The organism is Paracoccus sp. S4493 (genome assembly GCF_000967735.1).
In the GTDB taxonomy this organism is placed as follows: Bacteria; Pseudomonadota; Alphaproteobacteria; order Rhodobacterales; family Rhodobacteraceae; genus Paracoccus; species Paracoccus marcusii.
Map to the genome: position 1 here is coordinate 1 of NZ_JXYF01000114.1, position 16,091 is coordinate 16,091.

Genomic DNA, 16,091 nt, shown 5'->3' on the forward strand with positions numbered 1-16,091 from the left:
CGCCCGGCCAGCAGTTCGGCCGCGGCGCCGTGGGGGTCGCGGCTCAGCGCGACCAGGGCCGCGCCGTTCACGCGGTGCGGGCGGCCGGTGCGGCGGTCGATCAGCGTCACGGCGCACAGCGCCGGGCGGCCATGGGTCAGGGGGTGGGTCGAGGTCATCGGGTCATCCCTTTCGGTTCGGGCCAAGTGCGGCGCTGCGATACCTTAATAACGACAGGGATACTCGTGTTTAGCAAAGGAAGAATCACGCCTATTTCGGCCGTGAAAAGAGATGATTATTCTCCGAAACCGCTGGATCGCGGTCGGCTCAGGCGGTCGCGCCGTCCTGCAGCACAGCCTGCGCCACGTCGGGCGTGCCCAGCATGTCGGCCAGGCTGAGGGATTCGATCAGGATAAGATAGGACCAGAACACCTCCGAGAATACGCGACGCAGGCGGCAGCTGGCCTCGTCGGTGCAGTCCTCGCAGCGCTGATAGGCACGCCGCGACAGGCACGGCAGGGGCGCGATCGGCCCGTCGATCAGCCGCAGCAGCTCCGAGATCGACACGTCCTCGGGGCGCTTGATCAGCGTGTACCCCCCCGACCGTCCACGGATCGAGGCCACGACACCGGCATTGCGCACCTCCAGCAGGATCTGCTCCAGGAACCGCTTGGGGGTGCCCGACCGCCTGGCAATGACTTCGATCGTCAGCGGCTCGGGACGCGGGCTGCGCGCCTCGTCGCCCAGAACCAGCAGGGCCTTCAGCGCGTATTTCATCTTTTGCGTGATCATGACCCTGCCCCGGACTGCGTTGCTGTCCACCGGATATAAGGCGGATCGCGCCCTGCGAAAAGAAAAGACGACCCGGTGGCGGGGTTTTTATTGGACATGTCTGCGCCCGGATCACCCGGTCATCGCTAATAACGACAAACACGCTAGACTTTATATTCTATTGCGGCATGCTGACGGCGAAAGGAATCGCACGATGACCCAGATCCCTCCCCTGGACCTGATCGACCGCAAGATCGTCGCCACGCTGATGGCAGACGCCACCACCCCCATCGCGCAAATTGCCGACAGGGTGGGCCTATCCCAGACCCCCTGCTGGAAGCGCATCCAGAAGCTGGAGGCGAACGGCGTGCTGACCGGGCGCGTGGCGCTGGCCGATCCGGCGATGCTGGGATTCGGCCTGACCGTCTTCGTCGGCATCGAGGCGCCAGACCACGGCACGGAATGGCGCGCGGCCTTTGCCCGCGCCATCGACGCCCTGCCCGAGGTCATGGAAGCCTGGCGGATGGCCGGCGACATCGACTATCTGCTGCGCGTGGCGGTGCCGGACATGGCCGCCTATGACCGCTTCTACAGGGCGCTGACCGACGCCGTAGCGATCAAGAACGTCACATCGCAATTCGCGATGGAACGGCTGCGCCACACCACCGCCTATCCCGTCAACACCCGCGACCGATAGAACCCTGTTCCCTTTTCGGGGTGATCTTTGGAATCGCAATACACGACCATCCTTGTAGTCTTATGCGAGATAAAAGGAGACATCCGATGACCAAGACCCTGATCGTCCCCGGCCTCGACGGCTCTCCTGCGCCGCACTGGCAGGACTGGTGGGCGCGCACCGATCCCAACGCGATGCTGCTGGACATGGGTGACACGGGCCGTCCCGTCCGCGAGGTCTGGGAGGCCACGCTGGCCGTCCACATCATGGCCCATCCCGACAGCATCCTGGTCGGCCATTCGCTTGGCGCGGTGACCATCGCGCATCTGCTGGCCCGCTGGCCGGGGCTGCGGGTGCGGGCCGCGCTGCTGGTCGCGCCTGCCGATCCGGCCACCTCGGACCGCACCCGCGGTTTCGGTGCCCTGCCGCGCGAACGGTTCGACGTGCCCGCGACGCTGGTGGCAAGCCGCAACGACCCATGGATGGCTTTCGACCACAGCCGACAGCTGGCGGCGCATTGGGGCGCGGACCTGCACGACATCGGCCATGCGGGCCATGTCAATGCGGCGTCGGGCTTTGGCCCCTGGCCCGCGGGCAAGGCGCTGCGCGACGATCTGCTGGCGCACACCGCGCGACCCGGGGTCCTGCGGCGCCTGTTCGGCGCGCGCCCCGCCCCCCTGTCCCTGCCCGCCCGACGGCTGGCCTGACCCCCATCACCGGACCCGAGGTTGCCATGTTCGACATCCAGACCGAGGCCTATCTGCGCCGCACCCATCCCCGCGACACCGACCGCCCCGACCGCATCGTCCCCACGCTGATCGGTGCCAGCCTGGCCCTGTGGACGGGGCTGCTGATCGCCGCCCTCTAGGACCGCCCCCGCAGCCAAGCGAAGGAGCCCGCCATGAAGACCATCCCCCTGGCCGACACGTCTGCGCCCCATGCGGCCCATCTGCCCCATGTCGTCATCATCGGCGGCGGCGCCAGCGGCGTCCTGTTGGCCGCCCATCTGCTGCGCGACCCGGCCACGCCCCTGCGTGTCACCGTGATCGAGGGGCGTCACATGCTGGGCTGTGGCGTGGCCTATTCGACCAGCGATCCTGGCCATCTGCTGAACACCCGCGTCGCCAACATGAGCGCCTTTCCCGACGATCCCGACCATTTCCGCCGCTGGCTGGCCGCGCGCGGGGACGACGCGACGGGCGCGTGCTTCGTGGGCCGCGCGACCTATGGCGCCTACATGACCGACCTGCTGGCGCCGCTGTCGGCCGACGGGCGGCTGCGCTGTCTGCGCGCGACATGCACACGCCTGGTCACCACGCGGGTCGGGGTCGCCGCGCATCTGGACGACGGCCAGGTCATTCCCGCCGACCGGGCCGTGCTGGCCACCGGCCACGCCCTGCCCGAACCGGACCCGACAGGCCTGGTCCACGGCGCCTGGCAGCAGGCCGACCCCCCGCCCCAGGGCGGGCGCGTGGTCATCATCGGGTCCGGCCTGTCGATGGTGGACCAGGCCATCAGCCTGCTGTCCCACGGCCACCGCGGGGAAATCGTGGCCCTGTCACGTCGTGCCCAGCTGCCGCGCGTCCATGCCGCGGGCGCACCGCTGCCGATCAGCCGGGACGAGGTGCCCCTGGGCGCGCCGGTCAGCTTTGTCCTGTCGTGGCTGCGTGATCTTGCCGCCCGCGCCGAGGTGCAGGGCGGCACCTGGCGCGACGCGGTCGATGGCGTCCGCCCGCATCTGTCCGCCCTGTGGCGTGCCATGTCCGTGGCGGACCGCGCCCGCTTCCTGCGCCACGCCGCCCCTTGGTGGGAGGTGCACCGCCACCGCCTGCCCCCCGAAAGCGCGGCCATCCTGCATCGCGCGCTGGACAGCGGCCAGATGCGCCAGCTGGCCGGCCGCTTCGACGGTGCCAGCCGGGACGGCGCGATCCTGCGCGCGCATTGGCGCCCGCGCGGGGCCGATCGGATCCTGACGCTGGATGCGGCGCGCATCGTCGACTGCCGCGGCATCCGCCGCGACCCGCGGGCCAACGCGACGCCGTTGGTCGCCGACCTGCTGGCCACCGGCCGCGCCCGCATCGATCCCGTGCGGATCGGTCTGGATGTCGCGGCCGACTGCGCCCTGATCGGCGCCGACGGCCGCCCGGACCCCCGCATCCGCGTCATCGGGCCTGCATCCCGCGCAGCCTTCTGGGAGATCACCGCCATCCCCGACATCCGCGACCAGGCCCAAACGCTGGCCGTTGCGCTGATCCGCGACGTGGCTCCGCACCGGCAAGCGGCCACAGCGGCACCCTGAAACCCACGGTAGGGCCCGTCGCCCTGCGGCATGGACTGCTCAGGGGGGAGGCCCTCCTATCGGACATCTCGTTTGTGGGTCTGCAAGGGCGAACCTGTCGGCAGGTGACTGGCCGTTTTGCCCGGCATGGACAAAGACAGATCGTGGTGCCGTACGGCCAAGTCACGACAGACAAAGCCACAAGCACGCCTGGCTTGAGGAAGCGTCCGAACCGCCAGTTGTGCCGTGCTCCGCGATAGACTGGGAAAAATCGGCCTCGATCGCGCAGCGCATCAGATGACGATGCAGCCAAAGGCATTGCGTACCGCGATGACAGCACCGAACCTTGCAACAGACAGCGCAAAGACCGCCGGTGGACCGCAATCGCAGTCGCAGCACCTCAGAACATTGATGCGCAGGGGGCGGTCAATGGGATTGAGGGTTGCAGGCCACCGGCGCGTGCCGTCGTCGACCATGCCCCATGCCGCGGTGGCATCGCGGCAAGACATGCGCAATCATGACGCCAGCGATCCTGCCTAGGTCCGTGCCCCGTCTGTCGCCAGGCGCGTCAGCACGTCCAGCATCGCATTGTCCGGCCCGACCTGCCGGCGCGTCAGGCCGACCGCGCCGGTCAGGAACCCTGCATCGGTCGGCCACTGGATCAGCGCGCCCCGGTCCAGCTCGTCCCCGACCACGCCTTGCGAGATGAACCACAGCGCGTCCGATGCCGCCAGGATGCCCCGACCCACCGCCAGGGCCGCGGTCTCGAACGCGGGATGCAGCCCGGCCAGGTTGCGGGCCTGCAGGTAATCGTCGACCGCCCGGCGGATCAGCGCGTCCTGTGGCGGCAGGATCACCGGACAGGCCGACAGGACGTCACGCACCGGCTGCCCCCAGCACGGATGCCCGGCGCGGGACACCAGCGCGATCTGATCCTCGTAGAGGTGATCGAAGCGCAGGCCCGCCATGTCGGCGGCGGCCGGCATGCGCCCGATCATCAGGTCGATCCCGCCCTCGCGCAGCAGGCGGATCAGATGCGGATGCGGCCCCGTCTCGACCGACAGGGTCACATGCGGATGCATCTCGCGAAAGCGCAGCGCCACGCGCGGGAACAGCCGCGTGGCCGCCGTGGGCAGGATGCCCACCCGCAACCTGTCCGTCCCCGCGACCGGATGCAGCGCGGCGACCCCGCTTTCCAGCATCTGCAGCGCAGCGGCGGCATGGGTGCGCAGCAGCGTGCCCGCATCGGTCAGAACCAGCCGCCGCCGCTCGCGCCGGAACAGCGGCACCTGCAGCAGGGCCTCCAGCTCGGCCAGGGTGCGGCTCAGCGCGGGCTGGGTGATGCCCTGCGCCCGCGCCGCCGCGGTCAGGCTGCCGCGGGCCGCGATGTCCAGAAAGACCCGCAGATGCCGCAGCTTGATGCCGGGATGCATAATCATATGGGCATCCTTTGCTGCCGATTTTGCATTATCGGCGATCCTGCCCCCATGTTACGTTATGGACAGGAGGAGTATCCATGCAAATCTTGTCCCGCCCCTATGGCGCGCTGCACTATCGGCTGGACGGGCCGACGGGCGCGCCGGTGGTGCTGATGGCCAATTCGCTTGGCACGGATCTGCGCCTGTGGGAGGCGGTCCTGCCGCTGCTGCCGCAGGGGCTGCGCTATCTGCGCTATGACAAGCAGGGGCACGGGCTGTCCGATCTGGGCGCCGCAGACCGCATCGCCGACCACGCCGCCGACGCAGCCGCGCTGATCGAGGCTATGTCATCCGGCCCGGTGGTCGTGCTGGGCCTGTCCATCGGCGGGCTGATCGCGCAGCGCCTGGCGGCCGACCGACCCGATCTGGTCCGCGCGCTGATCCTGTCCAACACCGCCGCGCGTCTTGGCACGCCCGACAGCTGGCAGACCCGGATCGAGGCGGTGGAACGGGACGGCATGGCCGGTATCGCGGATGCGGTGATGGAACGCTGGTTCGCGCCCGCCTTCCGCGCGACGCCCGCGCTGGCACCATGGCGCAACATGCTGGCCCGCACGCCTGCCGCGGGCTATGTCGCCGCCTGCCGGGCGCTGGCCGGGGCCGATCAACGGCAGGCCAGCGCGGCACTGCGCCTGCCTACGATGGTGATCGCGGGCGAGGCCGACGGCGCATCGCCCCCCGACGTGGTGCGCGCCACCGCCGACCTGATCCCCGGCGCGACCTTCCACCTGATCCCCGGCGCGGGCCACCTGCCCTGCGTCGAGACGCCCGGCGCCCACGCCGCGCTGATGACCCCCTTTCTGGAAAGGCATGCCGCATGACCGAATTGTCCGACACCGGCCTTGCCACCCGCAGACGCGTGCTGGGACCGGCCCATGTCGCCCGCGCACAGGCCGCGCAGACGCCCTTCGACGCGCCGTTCCAGGCGCTGATCACCGATGCGGCCTGGGGCCATGTCTGGTCGCGCGGCACGATTCCGCTGCGCGAGCGGTCGATGATGACCATCGCCCTGCTGGCGGGCCTCGGCAATGACGGCGAACTGGCCCTGCATCTGCGGTCCATCCCGAACACCGGCACCAGCCGCGACGACGTGATGGAGGCGCTGCTGCACGTCGCCATCTATGCCGGCGTCCCGCGCGCCAATCACGCCATCGCCCTGGCCCGCCGCATCTTTGCCGAGGCCGACGCCCAAGGAGGACAGGCATGACGCTCTATCAACGCGACCGCACCTGGCATCCGCCCGCGCTGGCCCCCGACTACAAGACCTCGGTCGCGCGGTCGCCGCGACAGGCAATGCTGTCGATCGAGGGCACCGTGTCCGAACTGACCGGCCCCCGCTTCGGTCATGGCGCCATCACCCCGCTGGATGGCGATTTGATCGCGAACTATGCCAAGGACGGCGATCCGGTGGGCGAACGCATCATCGTCCACGGACGCGTCCTGGACGAGAACGGCCGCCCCGTCCCCCGTACCCTGGTCGAGATCTGGCAGGCCAATGCCGGCGGCCGATACCGCCACAAGAAGGACGGCTACCTGGCGCCGATCGACCCGAATTTCGGCGGCTGCGGGCGGGTTCTGGCCGACGATCAAGGCCATTACGCCTTTCGGACCATCAAGCCCGGCGCCTATCCGTGGCGCAACTGGGTCAACAACTGGCGGCCCGCGCATATCCACCTGTCGGTCTTCGGCACGGCCTTTGCGCAGCGCCTGATCACCCAGATGTATTTCGAGGGCGACCCGTTGATCGCGCATTGCCCGATCGTGCAGGCGATCCCCGATCCCCGCGCCATCGACGCGCTGATCGCCCCGCTGGACCTGAACCAGGCGGTGCCGCTGGACTGTCTGGCCTATCGGTTCGACATCGTGCTGCGCGGGCGGCGATCGACCGTCTTCGAGAACCGGCCGGAGGGAAACTGACATGCCGCAGCCGCTGAACTACCTCAAGGAGACCCCGTCCCAGACCGCCGGACCCTATGTCCATATCGGGCTGGCCCCGCGGGCGGCAGGATTCGACATCTATGACACCGAACTGGGCTTTGACGCCATGCCCGACGACGTGCCCGGCCCGCGCATCCGCGTCACCGGCTGCGTCTTCGACGGCATGGGCGCAACGGTCCGGGACGTGCTGATCGAGGTCTGGCAGGCCGACGCGGCCGGGCTGTACCCCGATCAGCCGGGGGCCGCAGCGGGGTTCCGGCACTGGGCGCGCGTGGTGCCCGATTTCGACACCGGGCAGTTCACGCTGGACACCGTCCTGCCCGGCGCGGTGCTGGGGCCGCAGGGCCGCATGCAGGCGCCGCACCTGTCGCTGTGGCTGGTCGCGCGGGGCATCAACACCGGACTGCAGACGCGGATGTATTTCGCCGATCAGGACAACGCCGCCGACCCGGTGCTGTCCCTGATCGAACAGCCGCATCGCCGCGACACCCTGATCGCCCGTGGCGCCGACGGCCACTATCACTTCGACATTCACCTGCAAGGTGACAAGGAAACGGTATTTCTCGATGTCTGACCCCTGCATCATCTGCGTGGCCATCACCGGCAGCCTTCCGACCAAGGCCGACAACCCGGCCGTTCCCGTGACCATCGCCGAACAGGTCGAATCGACCCACGAGGCCTTCGAGGCGGGCGCCGCCATTGTTCACGCCCATGTCCGCGACGACGAGGGCAAGCCTACCAGCGACCCCGACCGCTTTGCCCGCCTGCTGGAGGGGGTTCGCCGGCATTGCCCCGGCATGATCGTGCAGCTGTCCACCGGCGGGCGGTCGGGCGCGGGCCGCGACCGGGGCGGCATGCTGCCGCTGCGGCCGGACATGGCCAGCCTGTCGGTCGGGTCGAACAACTTTCCGACCCGCGTCTATGAAAACAGCCCCGACCTGGTGGACTGGCTGGCATCGCAGATGGCCACCCACGGCGTCATGCCCGAAATCGAGGCCTTTGACCTGTCCCACATCCTGCAGGCCCATGCGATGTGGCAGGACGGGCGGCTGACCACCCGGCCCTATGTGCAGTTCGTGATGGGCGTCAAGAACGCCATGCCGGTCGACCGCCACGTGTTCGACTACTACATCGCCACGGTCCGGCGGCTGTTCGGCACGAACGCGCCCTGGTGCGCGGCGGGGATCGGCCCGAACCAGATCGTCCTGAACGAATGGGCCGTGGCATCGGGCGGTCACGCCCGCACGGGCCTGGAGGACAACGTGCGCCTGGACCGCACGCGCCTGGCACCGTCCAACGCGGCGCTGGTGCGGCGGGTGGTGGACCTGTGCGACCGCTATCGCCGTCCGGTGGCGACATGGCAGCAGGCCCGCGCGATTTTGAACCTGCCAGAGGTCGCATCATGACCCATGCGCAGGTAACAACGGGGCGTAAGTCGCCCCTGCCACCGCCGACCCACGGCCCGCACCGCCAGGGGGAGCGCAGCCCCGCCGCGGTCGGGCCATGACCGCGGCCGGAAACCCCCTCTATGCCATGCTGTTCGGCGACCCGGACACCCAGGCGCTGTTCACGGCCGAGGCCGAACTGGACGCGATGATCCGGGTCGAAGTCGCGCTGGCCCAGGTTCAGGCGCAGCTTGGGGTCATCCCCCCCGATGCCGGTCCGGCCATCGCCGCGGCCAGCCGTGGCCTGCTGATCGATCCGGCATCCCTGGCCCAGGCCACCGCCCGCAACGGCGTCCCCGTCCCCGCCCTGGTCCAAGAGATGCGGCGGCAGATGGCCGGCGATCCCGCGGCCGCGCATCTGCACTGGGGCGCCACCAGTCAAGACATCATGGACAGCGCGCTGGCCCTGCGCCTGCGCCCCATGCTGGACCTGTGGGGCGCCCGCCTGGATGCCGTTCTGACCCAGCTGGCCGCGCTGGCGGATCGGCACGCCACCCTGCCCATGGCCGCGCGGACCTATGGCCAGACGGCGACACCCACCAGCTTTGGTGCGGTCGCGGCCAGCTGGGGATGGTCCCTGCTGGATCACGCACAGGATCTGGCACGGGTTCGTGACGCGGTGCTGCGCGTCTCGCTGTCCGGGGCGGCGGGCACGCTGTCGGCGATGGGTCCGCAGGGCCCGGCCGTGCGGGCGGGCCTTGCGCGGGCGCTGGACCTGTCGGATCCCGGCCATGGTTGGCATTCCGACCGTTCAGGGCTGGGTCGGCTGGCGGATTGGGCTGCGGCGGTGGCCGTCGCCCTGGCCAAGCTGGCCGAGGACCTGCTGCTGATGACGCAGTCGGGCCTGGCCCTGGTGCGGATCGAGGGCGGGGGGGCATCCTCGACCATGCCGCAGAAGCAGAACCCGATCGGCCCCTCGGCGCTGGCGGCCCTGGCGCGGCAGGTGATCGGGCTGGCATCGGTCTTCGGGGCGGCGGGGGTGCATCGGCAGAACCGTGACGGTGCGGCCTGGTTCACCGAATGGCTGACCCTGCCGCAGATCTGCGTCAGCCTGGGCGCGATGCTGCGGCTGACGCAGGATGTCCTGGACCGGCTGACCCCTGACCCCCAGGCAATGGAGCGCGACCTGGGTGGCGGGTCCGGCACCATCCATGCCGAGACGCTGACATTCGCGGTCCTGGCCGAACTGGGCCTGGACCGGGCCTCTGTCGCAGGCAGGGTCGGCCAGCTTTGCGCAACCGCCCTGGCGGAGGGCCGCGACTTGCTGGACCTGGCCCAGGAGGAATGGCCGGACCGGGACTGGGCCGCGCTGGTCCGCGCCACCGGCCTCGGCCTGGCCCCGCAGGAGGCCCGCGCCTTTGCCGACCGGCAGCGGACCCGTATGCCGTAGGCGTGGGTCTGCCGGTCTGGCGGCACGGTGAACAGAAGGCGCACGACCAGCGGTCGTCGCAAGGCCCGCCGTGGCTGGCGTTTCCGACGCGACCCAATCGCGGCGGCGCCCTTCCCTGTTGAGAAGGTCATGCATCATCCCATGCTTGGACAAACCCCGGCTGCCAGAGGTCATGCCGGGGTTCGGCAGCCGGCCGCCCTAAACCAACCTGCGCGCTGCCAATGTCCCCGTCATCGCGCCGCTATGGCGAGGGTCCGACTCACGATCAGTGAGGGGTCTGCAAGCAGCTGACCATGCCCCGATGAGGGGACGGAAACGCCCCTAGCAATGGCTCAGGCGACTCGCATGCTCTACCGTGCCTAGACCGTCCGCCCTGTGCCGCGGCTGTCAGCCCCCCATCGCCCGGGCTGCGGATGCTGCGACACCGTGCGTCAGGCAATATTTCACGGCCCTGAAAACATTCCGCCCGCTGCGCGTTACCTGCCCTGAACGACCATGACCAATCACACCCGGAAAGCGGAAACAATGAACCAGAACACGCTCTTTCAGCCCTATGACCTTGGCCCCCTGCGCCTGGCGAACCGCATCGTCATGGCACCGCTGACCCGCAACCGCGCCGCGGAGGGCCTGGTGCCCGGACCCCATGCGGCCGAATATTACGCGCAGCGCGCGACCGCGGGGCTGATCATCGCCGAGGCGACGCAGATCTCGGCGCAGGCGCAGGGCTATCAGGACACGCCCGGCGTCTATACGCCCGAACAGATCGCCGGATGGCGCAAGGTCACCGATGCGGTCCATGCCAAGGGCGGGCGCATCTTCCTGCAGCTGTGGCATGTGGGTCGGGTGTCGCATGTCGACGTGCAGCCGGGCGGCGCGGCCCCCGTGGCCCCCTCGGCGATCGCGGCAGAAACCAAGACCTTCGTGAACGGCGGATTTGTCGAGACCTCGACCCCGCGCGCCCTGCGCCTGGACGAGATCCCGGGCATCGTCGACGATTTCCGCCAGGCTGCGGCCAACGCCATCGAGGCGGGCTTCGATGGGGTCGAGATCCATGGGGCCAACGGTTATCTGCTGGACCAGTTCGCCAAGGATGGCGCGAACAAGCGCACCGACGCCTATGGCGGCTCGGTCGAAAACCGCGCCCGGCTGATGCTGGAGGTGGCCCAAGCCGTCGTGGCCGACATCGGCGCGGACCGCACGGGCATCCGCCTGTCTCCGGTCTCTCCGGCCGGCGGGGTGTCCTGCAGCGATCCACAGCCGCAGTTCGATCACATTGTGGACGGGGTGGAGGCGCTTGGCCTGGTCTACATCCACGTTGTCGAGGGCGCGACCGGCGGCCCGCGCGACGTGGCGCCGTTCGATTTCGACAGCCTGCGCCAGCGGTTCTCGCGCACCTATATCGCCAATAACGGCTATGACCTGGACCTGGCGACGAAGCGTCTGGAAGAGGGCAAGGCGGACCTGTTCGCCTTTGGTCGCCCCTACATCGCGAACCCCGACCTGGTCGCGCGGATGAAGGCCGGCGCCCCCCTGGCCAAGCCCGACGAGTCCACGATGTATGGCGGCGGTGCCGAAGGCTATGTGGACTATCCCCCGATGGATGCGACGGCCGATCAGGCCTGAGTCCCCTCCGCGGCGCCCCATGGCAGGGCGTCGCGTCGCACCCGATGGACCGGCCCGATACATGGGCTGGCCCCTGTCATGCGACGCCGTTCATGGGATGGCAGGACAGCATGATGGCAGCTTAACCACTTCGCAACGTCCCCCTATCTAAGATGATTTGGCCCGATCACGGCGGTGAGCATGCCCCGTCAGTTGGCCTCCACTGACCATAGATAGTCGGCACAGCCTTGGTGGGGGTCGCATCCGGATGAATCCATAATGGGGCGTCCGGGCCAGCTCGGCCCCTGATTCCACGGCCTATCAGCGGCCCGGTGTTGCAGCTGTCATGACCTGAGCGACGGCCCCGGCCATTCGATGACAGGCCTTTTGGAAGACGCCCGGCGATCGACGATGCAGTTCGGCGCATCTAAGCTCTCGACTGCACGCTTCCTGCAAGCCTTGCGTGACACAGCTGTCCTGCAACGGCTTGGCGGATGACGGGACAGACGGTTTGGCTTGGGATCGGTTTTTTTGGGCAAGCGCTGTTCAGCGCGCGTTTCGTCATCCATTGGCTGGCCAGCGAAAGGATGCGACGCAGTGTCGTCCCGCATCCGTTCTTGTGGGTCTCGCTGGCGAGCAGGGTCACCCTCTTTGCCTATGCGTCGTGGCGTGGTGACCCGGTCTTTGTGCCGGGCCAGAGGCTGGGGCTGTTCGTCTATCTGCGCAACCTGATGCTGATCCGTAGGCATCGCCGGACGGCCGCAGCATAAGGATGCGTCCCGTCCTGTCCGCCACGCTGCTGTTCGCGCTGACCGCGCTGACGCTAATCCTGCTGCGCTTGCTGAGGCCCGCTATGTCGCCGCCGCGTGGAAGATGCATGTCGGCGGATCACCCTGGGTCCTGCACCTGAACGGGGCGATCTACGGGCACCAGCCGCCGCTGCTGTTCTGGCTGATGCTGTTCTGGCTGATCAACCTGGTCTGGGCGGTCGTGGGCGTCGATGCCTTCGCGGCCCGACTGGTCGGGCCGGCCTTCGCGACGGCCTGCGTGGCGATGACCGGGCTGCTGGCCTTGCGGCTGCGGCCGGACAGGCCTGCGCGCGGCGGGGCCGCGGCGCTGATCCTGGCGGTGTCGCCGGTCTGGCTGCTGTTCGGATCGACGACCATGTCCGACGCGATGCAGACCGCGGCCACGCCGCTGGCGATGCTGGCGCTGTGGTCGGCGGTCCGCAGGCCGTGACGCGGGGCCTGGGTTGCCCTGGGGATGGCCGTGGCCTTGGGCGTCTATGCCAAGGGGCCGGTGATTCTGATCCACCTGCTGCCCGTGGCGCTGTCGATGCCGCTGCGGGCAGGGCGGGACCGCCCGTCGGCGCGACAATGGGCGGGCGGGCTGACGCTGGCGCTGGCCGTCGCGCTGGTGGCGGTCGGCCTGTGGCTGGTGCCCGCGCTGATCCTGGGCGGGCCGGAGTACCGCATCGAGGTCCCGTGGCGGCAAAGCGGCGGGCGCATGGTGGCATCCTTTGCCCATCGCAAGCCCTGGTGGTTCTATGCCTCCCTGTTGCCCGCGATGATCTGGCCGTTCGGCTGGACCGGGGCGGGGCTTGGTGCGCTGCGGCCAAGGCAACTGTGGGCCGATCCCGGCACGCGGCTGGCGGTGGTCTGGGCCATGGGGGCGTTCCTGCGGCTGCGGGCGCGGGTCACGGCGTTTGCCGCACTGCCGCTGGCGCTGATGATCGGGCTGCATCTCGGGCTGAGCCCGCTGCTGTCCGCGTGCTATGACATGACCGATCTGGGCCGGGCCGTGACGCCCCATGATGCCGCAGGCATCGCCGTCACCGACGGCACCTATCACGTGCAGCTGAACTTTTCCGGACGCCAGCTGAACCCGGTCGCCCGCCTGTCCGACGACGCCGTTGCGGGGTGGCTGCGCGACCATCCGGGCGGCGTGCTTCTAGACCAGACGGACCGGCCCCTCCCCGGCATCACCCCTGTCCGGCCGCTGCCGTTCTGCGACAGGACCTATACCCTTCACCGCTCACAGAAGGTCGCGCCATGACGCCCGACATTTCTGTCGTCTTGCCCGCCCGCGACGAGGCCGGCGACATCACCGCCCTGCTGACCAGCATCGCCGCCACTTTGCGGGACCACGCGCATGAGATCATCGTTATCGACGACGCCTCGCGCGATGGAACGCGGGCCGAACTGGCCGCGCTGCAGACGCGGCTGCCGCAGCTGCGGGTGATCTGCCACGACCGGTCCTGCGGGCAGTCCGCCGCGATCCGCAGCGGGGTCTGGGCCGCGCGCGGGGCGCTGATCGTGACGCTGGATGCGGACGGTCAGAACCCGCCCGACAACATTCCTGCCCTGCTGGAGTCATTTGCCGGGGGCGGCATTGCGCTGGGCCTGGTCCAGGGCCAGCGGGTGGACCGCCGCGACCGCCCGTCCCGGCGGCTGGCCTCGGCCGCGGCGAACGGCATCCGCAACACACTGCTGCGCGACGGCGTGCGCGACAGCGGCTGCGGGCTGCACGCGCGACCTGGCCCGGTCCGGAGCCACCGACCTAAGGGGCGCAGCATGAGCCTCCTGATCACCGGCTCTGGAGTGTCCATCGGCATCACGGCCATCCAAGGCCCTCTGCGATGCCCATGCCATTCCCCTGAACGTGCTTGGCGGAGAGGTCCGCATCACTACCGGCCATTAGATACAAGAGCGCGGCTAGCCCGCGGGGTAGGAATGAGTGGTGGTGATGCTAGACAGGGGCTGCGCTGCTGGACGCTGAGTTGTTGGTAGAAACCGGGCCGCGGATTGTGTGCGTTGAGAGAGCGGCGCGCGGCGCATGGCTGGATCATGGACTTCTTTCTTCTAGCCCGGAACGGCACGTGCCAGGTGGTCACCGGGGGCGCACCGCGCAGACACAGGGCGTACACCGACAACGCACGGTCGCTTAAGGCGTCGTTAACGGTCGGGCGGCAGTCTGGGGGCCGTTGATCCTGCGGAGGCATCATGACCGTCACCAAGGCCGAAGGCACAAGGCGCGCGAATTACCACTATATGGCCGACGCGATGCGGATGCTGGAATGGGACCTGCACAGCACCGTCATGGCGCGGATGCGCATCCCCGACGACTGGCACCGCATCGCGCAGGAAAAGGGCACGGCGCCCAAGACGCGCGTCACGCTGCGGCTGGATGCGGATGTGGTGGCGTTCTTTCGATCCATGGGGCCGGACTGGCAGGTGCGGGTCAACCGGCTGATGGCGGCGTGGATGCATGCGCGGCTGGCGGGGCTGATCGAGGGGGCCGAGACGATGGATTACCTCAAGCGCCGCGAGGCCGAGGGGCTGGACGGCCCCCGCCCCGAGTTCGGCGACCTGCAGCGCGCCGAGGACGCGGCCTGGGCCGAGATGGGCGAGACGCCCCTGCCCACGGACGCGCCGGGCGTGCCGATGGAGGCGCCTCGGCGGATGAGTGCGGCGGGGAAGCGGGCGTTGCTGGAGGAGATGAAGGGGCGGAGGGGGTTGTGAGGAAGTGCGGCTCGCCCCTTTCCTACGACTCTAAGCTCAATGGCCTTGCCCCGTCGAAACTGCCATGCTTCAATAACAAAAAATTTTGAAGCGAGATAGTAATGTGGAATGAGCTTGGCTTTACTCAAAACCCCTACGATCACCTCCCTATTGCGGCCAATGAGGCTGGTGAGAGGCTTCTAGTTGGTCGAGAGGATGAAATTGTTCGCCTTAAAAGAAAGATAACCTCACGTGCAGCAATCCCAACTTTAGAAGGAGATATTGGAGTAGGAAAAACAAGCATTATCTCCATCACGGCCTATAGATTAGAGAAAAATTTCTATCAAAATGGCGGCCCGTGCTTCCTTGCAATGGAGCAAGCATTTCAGCTTGACAGCAAAGAGCCTTTGGAGAAATTTTCAGATTCAGTCTATCAAAAGATTCTGCTCAAAATCCATAAGGAGAGAAGTGACCTAATAGCGCGCGGGATCAACGTACCAGACACGTCCAAGCTATACAATTGGTTAATGGCGACCCAGTATAACTCAGTTGGCGCTTCGCTTGGGCCTATTGGCGGCGGCTCGTTATCTACTGCACCTAATACAACACAAGGATTTTCGAGTGTCGGCTTCCAGAACGGCGTTCAACACATTCTAGAAGCGATGTTTCCCAACCCAAAGATTGGCGGAATTATTTGCATAATAGACAACCTAGAACTGTTAGAAAAGTCTGCTACCGCGCGACAAACCTTAGAGCAAATGCGGGACAAGCTTTTAAGCGCACGAGGAATGATTTGGATAATATGCGGTGCGAGAGGCATCGTTCGCGGCGTCACCGCTTCCGCAAGGATGCTAAGCTATATTTCAAAACCGATCCAAGTTGAACCGCTATCTCCGGACAGAATTGACGGCTTAGTTGAGCGCCGTGTAGTAGAGTATCGTATCCAGCCTGGATTTGAGAAGACGCCGGTTGACCAGCAAGGTTTTAAGCACATATTCAAGATTTGCCGCGAGATGAGGTGCTCCCCATTCCCT

Annotated in this window: 20 protein-coding genes; 17 read left to right on the top strand and 3 right to left on the bottom strand. The window is 67.9% G+C overall.

Annotated features, from left to right (window positions below):
* Window positions 1–306: 306 nt before the first annotated feature.
* The gene (locus TW83_RS13850; RefSeq protein ID WP_045983366.1) at window positions 307–771 is read right to left on the bottom strand and encodes an Rrf2 family transcriptional regulator; all 465 of its coding nucleotides are present in this window, start codon (window positions 769–771) and stop codon (window positions 307–309) included.
* A gap of 193 nt (window positions 772–964) precedes the next feature.
* On the opposite strand from TW83_RS13850, the gene TW83_RS13855 reads away from it, so the two are divergent.
* From TW83_RS13855 to TW83_RS13865, 4 genes are all read left to right on the top strand, one after another.
* The gene (locus tag TW83_RS13855; RefSeq protein WP_045983367.1) at window positions 965–1,447 is read left to right on the top strand and encodes an Lrp/AsnC family transcriptional regulator; all 483 of its coding nucleotides are present in this window, start codon (window positions 965–967) and stop codon (window positions 1,445–1,447) included.
* Window positions 1,448–1,533: 86 nt separating this feature from the next.
* On the top strand, window positions 1,534–2,133 hold the full coding sequence (locus tag TW83_RS13860; RefSeq protein WP_045983368.1) for an alpha/beta hydrolase: 600 nt from the start codon (window positions 1,534–1,536) through the stop codon (window positions 2,131–2,133).
* 26 nt (window positions 2,134–2,159) lie between these two features.
* Window positions 2,160–2,294 (top strand): hypothetical protein, encoded by a 135-nt coding sequence (locus TW83_RS22290; protein ID WP_255351417.1) that lies wholly within the window; start codon window positions 2,160–2,162, stop codon window positions 2,292–2,294.
* Between the two features lie 33 nt (window positions 2,295–2,327).
* Window positions 2,328–3,725 (top strand): FAD/NAD(P)-binding protein, encoded by a 1,398-nt coding sequence (locus TW83_RS13865; RefSeq protein ID WP_045983369.1) that lies wholly within the window; start codon window positions 2,328–2,330, stop codon window positions 3,723–3,725.
* 272 nt (window positions 3,726–3,997) lie between these two features.
* Here the strand turns inward: TW83_RS13865 and TW83_RS20655 are convergent, their stop codons facing one another.
* Both TW83_RS20655 and TW83_RS13870 read right to left on the bottom strand, forming a co-directional pair.
* Window positions 3,998–4,180 carry a hypothetical protein gene (locus TW83_RS20655; RefSeq protein WP_157001592.1) on the bottom strand — a complete coding sequence of 61 codons (183 nt, stop codon included), beginning with the start codon at window positions 4,178–4,180 and terminating at the stop codon, window positions 3,998–4,000.
* Window positions 4,181–4,240: 60 nt separating this feature from the next.
* Window positions 4,241–5,143 carry a LysR substrate-binding domain-containing protein gene (locus TW83_RS13870; RefSeq protein WP_045983370.1) on the bottom strand — a complete coding sequence of 301 codons (903 nt, stop codon included), beginning with the start codon at window positions 5,141–5,143 and terminating at the stop codon, window positions 4,241–4,243.
* Between the two features lie 77 nt (window positions 5,144–5,220).
* Here TW83_RS13870 and pcaD point away from each other — a divergent pair, with 77 nt between their 5' ends.
* From pcaD to TW83_RS20660, 13 genes are all read left to right on the top strand, one after another.
* The gene (pcaD, locus tag TW83_RS13875) at window positions 5,221–6,003 is read left to right on the top strand and encodes a 3-oxoadipate enol-lactonase (protein WP_045983371.1); all 783 of its coding nucleotides are present in this window, start codon (window positions 5,221–5,223) and stop codon (window positions 6,001–6,003) included.
* Complete coding sequence (gene pcaC, locus TW83_RS13880) at window positions 6,000–6,389, top strand: 4-carboxymuconolactone decarboxylase (RefSeq protein WP_045983372.1); 390 nt, start codon at window positions 6,000–6,002, stop codon at window positions 6,387–6,389. The genes pcaD and pcaC overlap by 4 nt, the downstream gene beginning before the upstream one ends.
* Complete coding sequence (gene pcaH / locus TW83_RS13885) at window positions 6,386–7,099, top strand: protocatechuate 3,4-dioxygenase subunit beta (protein WP_045983373.1); 714 nt, start codon at window positions 6,386–6,388, stop codon at window positions 7,097–7,099. Before pcaC ends, pcaH begins: the two co-directional genes overlap by 4 nt.
* A gap of 1 nt (window position 7,100) precedes the next feature.
* Complete coding sequence (pcaG, locus tag TW83_RS13890; protein WP_045983374.1) at window positions 7,101–7,694, top strand: protocatechuate 3,4-dioxygenase subunit alpha; 594 nt, start codon at window positions 7,101–7,103, stop codon at window positions 7,692–7,694.
* Window positions 7,687–8,526, top strand: a complete 840-nt coding sequence (locus TW83_RS13895) for a 3-keto-5-aminohexanoate cleavage protein (protein ID WP_045983375.1) — start codon at window positions 7,687–7,689, stop codon at window positions 8,524–8,526. The genes pcaG and TW83_RS13895 overlap by 8 nt, the downstream gene beginning before the upstream one ends.
* A 97-nt stretch (window positions 8,527–8,623) precedes the next feature.
* Window positions 8,624–9,955 (top strand): lyase family protein, encoded by a 1,332-nt coding sequence (locus TW83_RS13900; RefSeq protein WP_045983376.1) that lies wholly within the window; start codon window positions 8,624–8,626, stop codon window positions 9,953–9,955.
* Window positions 9,956–10,480: 525 nt separating this feature from the next.
* A complete protein-coding gene (locus TW83_RS13905) occupies window positions 10,481–11,578 on the top strand; it encodes an alkene reductase (RefSeq protein WP_045983377.1) in 1,098 nt (365 codons plus the stop codon).
* A gap of 473 nt (window positions 11,579–12,051) precedes the next feature.
* Window positions 12,052–12,327: a lipid-A-disaccharide synthase N-terminal domain-containing protein gene (locus TW83_RS13910; protein WP_045983378.1), complete on the top strand. Its 276-nt coding sequence runs from the start codon at window positions 12,052–12,054 to the stop codon at window positions 12,325–12,327.
* Between the two features lie 103 nt (window positions 12,328–12,430).
* Window positions 12,431–12,796: a glycosyltransferase family 39 protein gene (locus TW83_RS19435; protein ID WP_052714898.1), complete on the top strand. Its 366-nt coding sequence runs from the start codon at window positions 12,431–12,433 to the stop codon at window positions 12,794–12,796.
* Window positions 12,797–12,820: 24 nt separating this feature from the next.
* Window positions 12,821–13,612 carry a hypothetical protein gene (locus TW83_RS19440; protein ID WP_052714899.1) on the top strand — a complete coding sequence of 264 codons (792 nt, stop codon included), beginning with the start codon at window positions 12,821–12,823 and terminating at the stop codon, window positions 13,610–13,612.
* Window positions 13,609–14,346 (top strand): glycosyltransferase family 2 protein, encoded by a 738-nt coding sequence (locus TW83_RS13920; RefSeq protein ID WP_052714900.1) that lies wholly within the window; start codon window positions 13,609–13,611, stop codon window positions 14,344–14,346. Before TW83_RS19440 ends, TW83_RS13920 begins: the two co-directional genes overlap by 4 nt.
* A gap of 213 nt (window positions 14,347–14,559) precedes the next feature.
* Window positions 14,560–15,078 (top strand): BrnA antitoxin family protein, encoded by a 519-nt coding sequence (locus TW83_RS13925; RefSeq protein ID WP_045983379.1) that lies wholly within the window; start codon window positions 14,560–14,562, stop codon window positions 15,076–15,078.
* Between the two features lie 101 nt (window positions 15,079–15,179).
* Window positions 15,180–16,091: hypothetical protein (locus tag TW83_RS20660; protein WP_157001594.1), on the top strand; the 912-nt coding region annotated here is incomplete at its 3' end.

Bases quoted from the DNA above. Each gene is read 5' to 3' on its own strand.
- TW83_RS13850 (WP_045983366.1), bottom strand. From the start codon at position 771: ATGATCACGCAAAAGATGAAATACGCGCTGAAGGCCCTGCTGGTTCTG.
- TW83_RS13855 (WP_045983367.1), top strand. From the start codon at position 965: ATGACCCAGATCCCTCCCCTGGACCTGATCGACCGCAAGATCGTCGCC.
- TW83_RS13860 (WP_045983368.1), top strand. From the start codon at position 1,534: ATGACCAAGACCCTGATCGTCCCCGGCCTCGACGGCTCTCCTGCGCCG.
- TW83_RS22290 (WP_255351417.1), top strand. From the start codon at position 2,160: ATGTTCGACATCCAGACCGAGGCCTATCTGCGCCGCACCCATCCCCGC.
- TW83_RS13865 (WP_045983369.1), top strand. From the start codon at position 2,328: ATGAAGACCATCCCCCTGGCCGACACGTCTGCGCCCCATGCGGCCCAT.
- TW83_RS20655 (WP_157001592.1), bottom strand. From the start codon at position 4,180: ATGGTCGACGACGGCACGCGCCGGTGGCCTGCAACCCTCAATCCCATT.
- TW83_RS13870 (WP_045983370.1), bottom strand. From the start codon at position 5,143: ATGATTATGCATCCCGGCATCAAGCTGCGGCATCTGCGGGTCTTTCTG.
- pcaD (WP_045983371.1), top strand. From the start codon at position 5,221: ATGCAAATCTTGTCCCGCCCCTATGGCGCGCTGCACTATCGGCTGGAC.
- pcaC (WP_045983372.1), top strand. From the start codon at position 6,000: ATGACCGAATTGTCCGACACCGGCCTTGCCACCCGCAGACGCGTGCTG.
- pcaH (WP_045983373.1), top strand. From the start codon at position 6,386: ATGACGCTCTATCAACGCGACCGCACCTGGCATCCGCCCGCGCTGGCC.
- pcaG (WP_045983374.1), top strand. From the start codon at position 7,101: ATGCCGCAGCCGCTGAACTACCTCAAGGAGACCCCGTCCCAGACCGCC.
- TW83_RS13895 (WP_045983375.1), top strand. From the start codon at position 7,687: ATGTCTGACCCCTGCATCATCTGCGTGGCCATCACCGGCAGCCTTCCG.
- TW83_RS13900 (WP_045983376.1), top strand. From the start codon at position 8,624: ATGACCGCGGCCGGAAACCCCCTCTATGCCATGCTGTTCGGCGACCCG.
- TW83_RS13905 (WP_045983377.1), top strand. From the start codon at position 10,481: ATGAACCAGAACACGCTCTTTCAGCCCTATGACCTTGGCCCCCTGCGC.
- TW83_RS13910 (WP_045983378.1), top strand. From the start codon at position 12,052: ATGACGGGACAGACGGTTTGGCTTGGGATCGGTTTTTTTGGGCAAGCG.
- TW83_RS19435 (WP_052714898.1), top strand. From the start codon at position 12,431: ATGCATGTCGGCGGATCACCCTGGGTCCTGCACCTGAACGGGGCGATC.
- TW83_RS19440 (WP_052714899.1), top strand. From the start codon at position 12,821: ATGGCCGTGGCCTTGGGCGTCTATGCCAAGGGGCCGGTGATTCTGATC.
- TW83_RS13920 (WP_052714900.1), top strand. From the start codon at position 13,609: ATGACGCCCGACATTTCTGTCGTCTTGCCCGCCCGCGACGAGGCCGGC.
- TW83_RS13925 (WP_045983379.1), top strand. From the start codon at position 14,560: ATGACCGTCACCAAGGCCGAAGGCACAAGGCGCGCGAATTACCACTAT.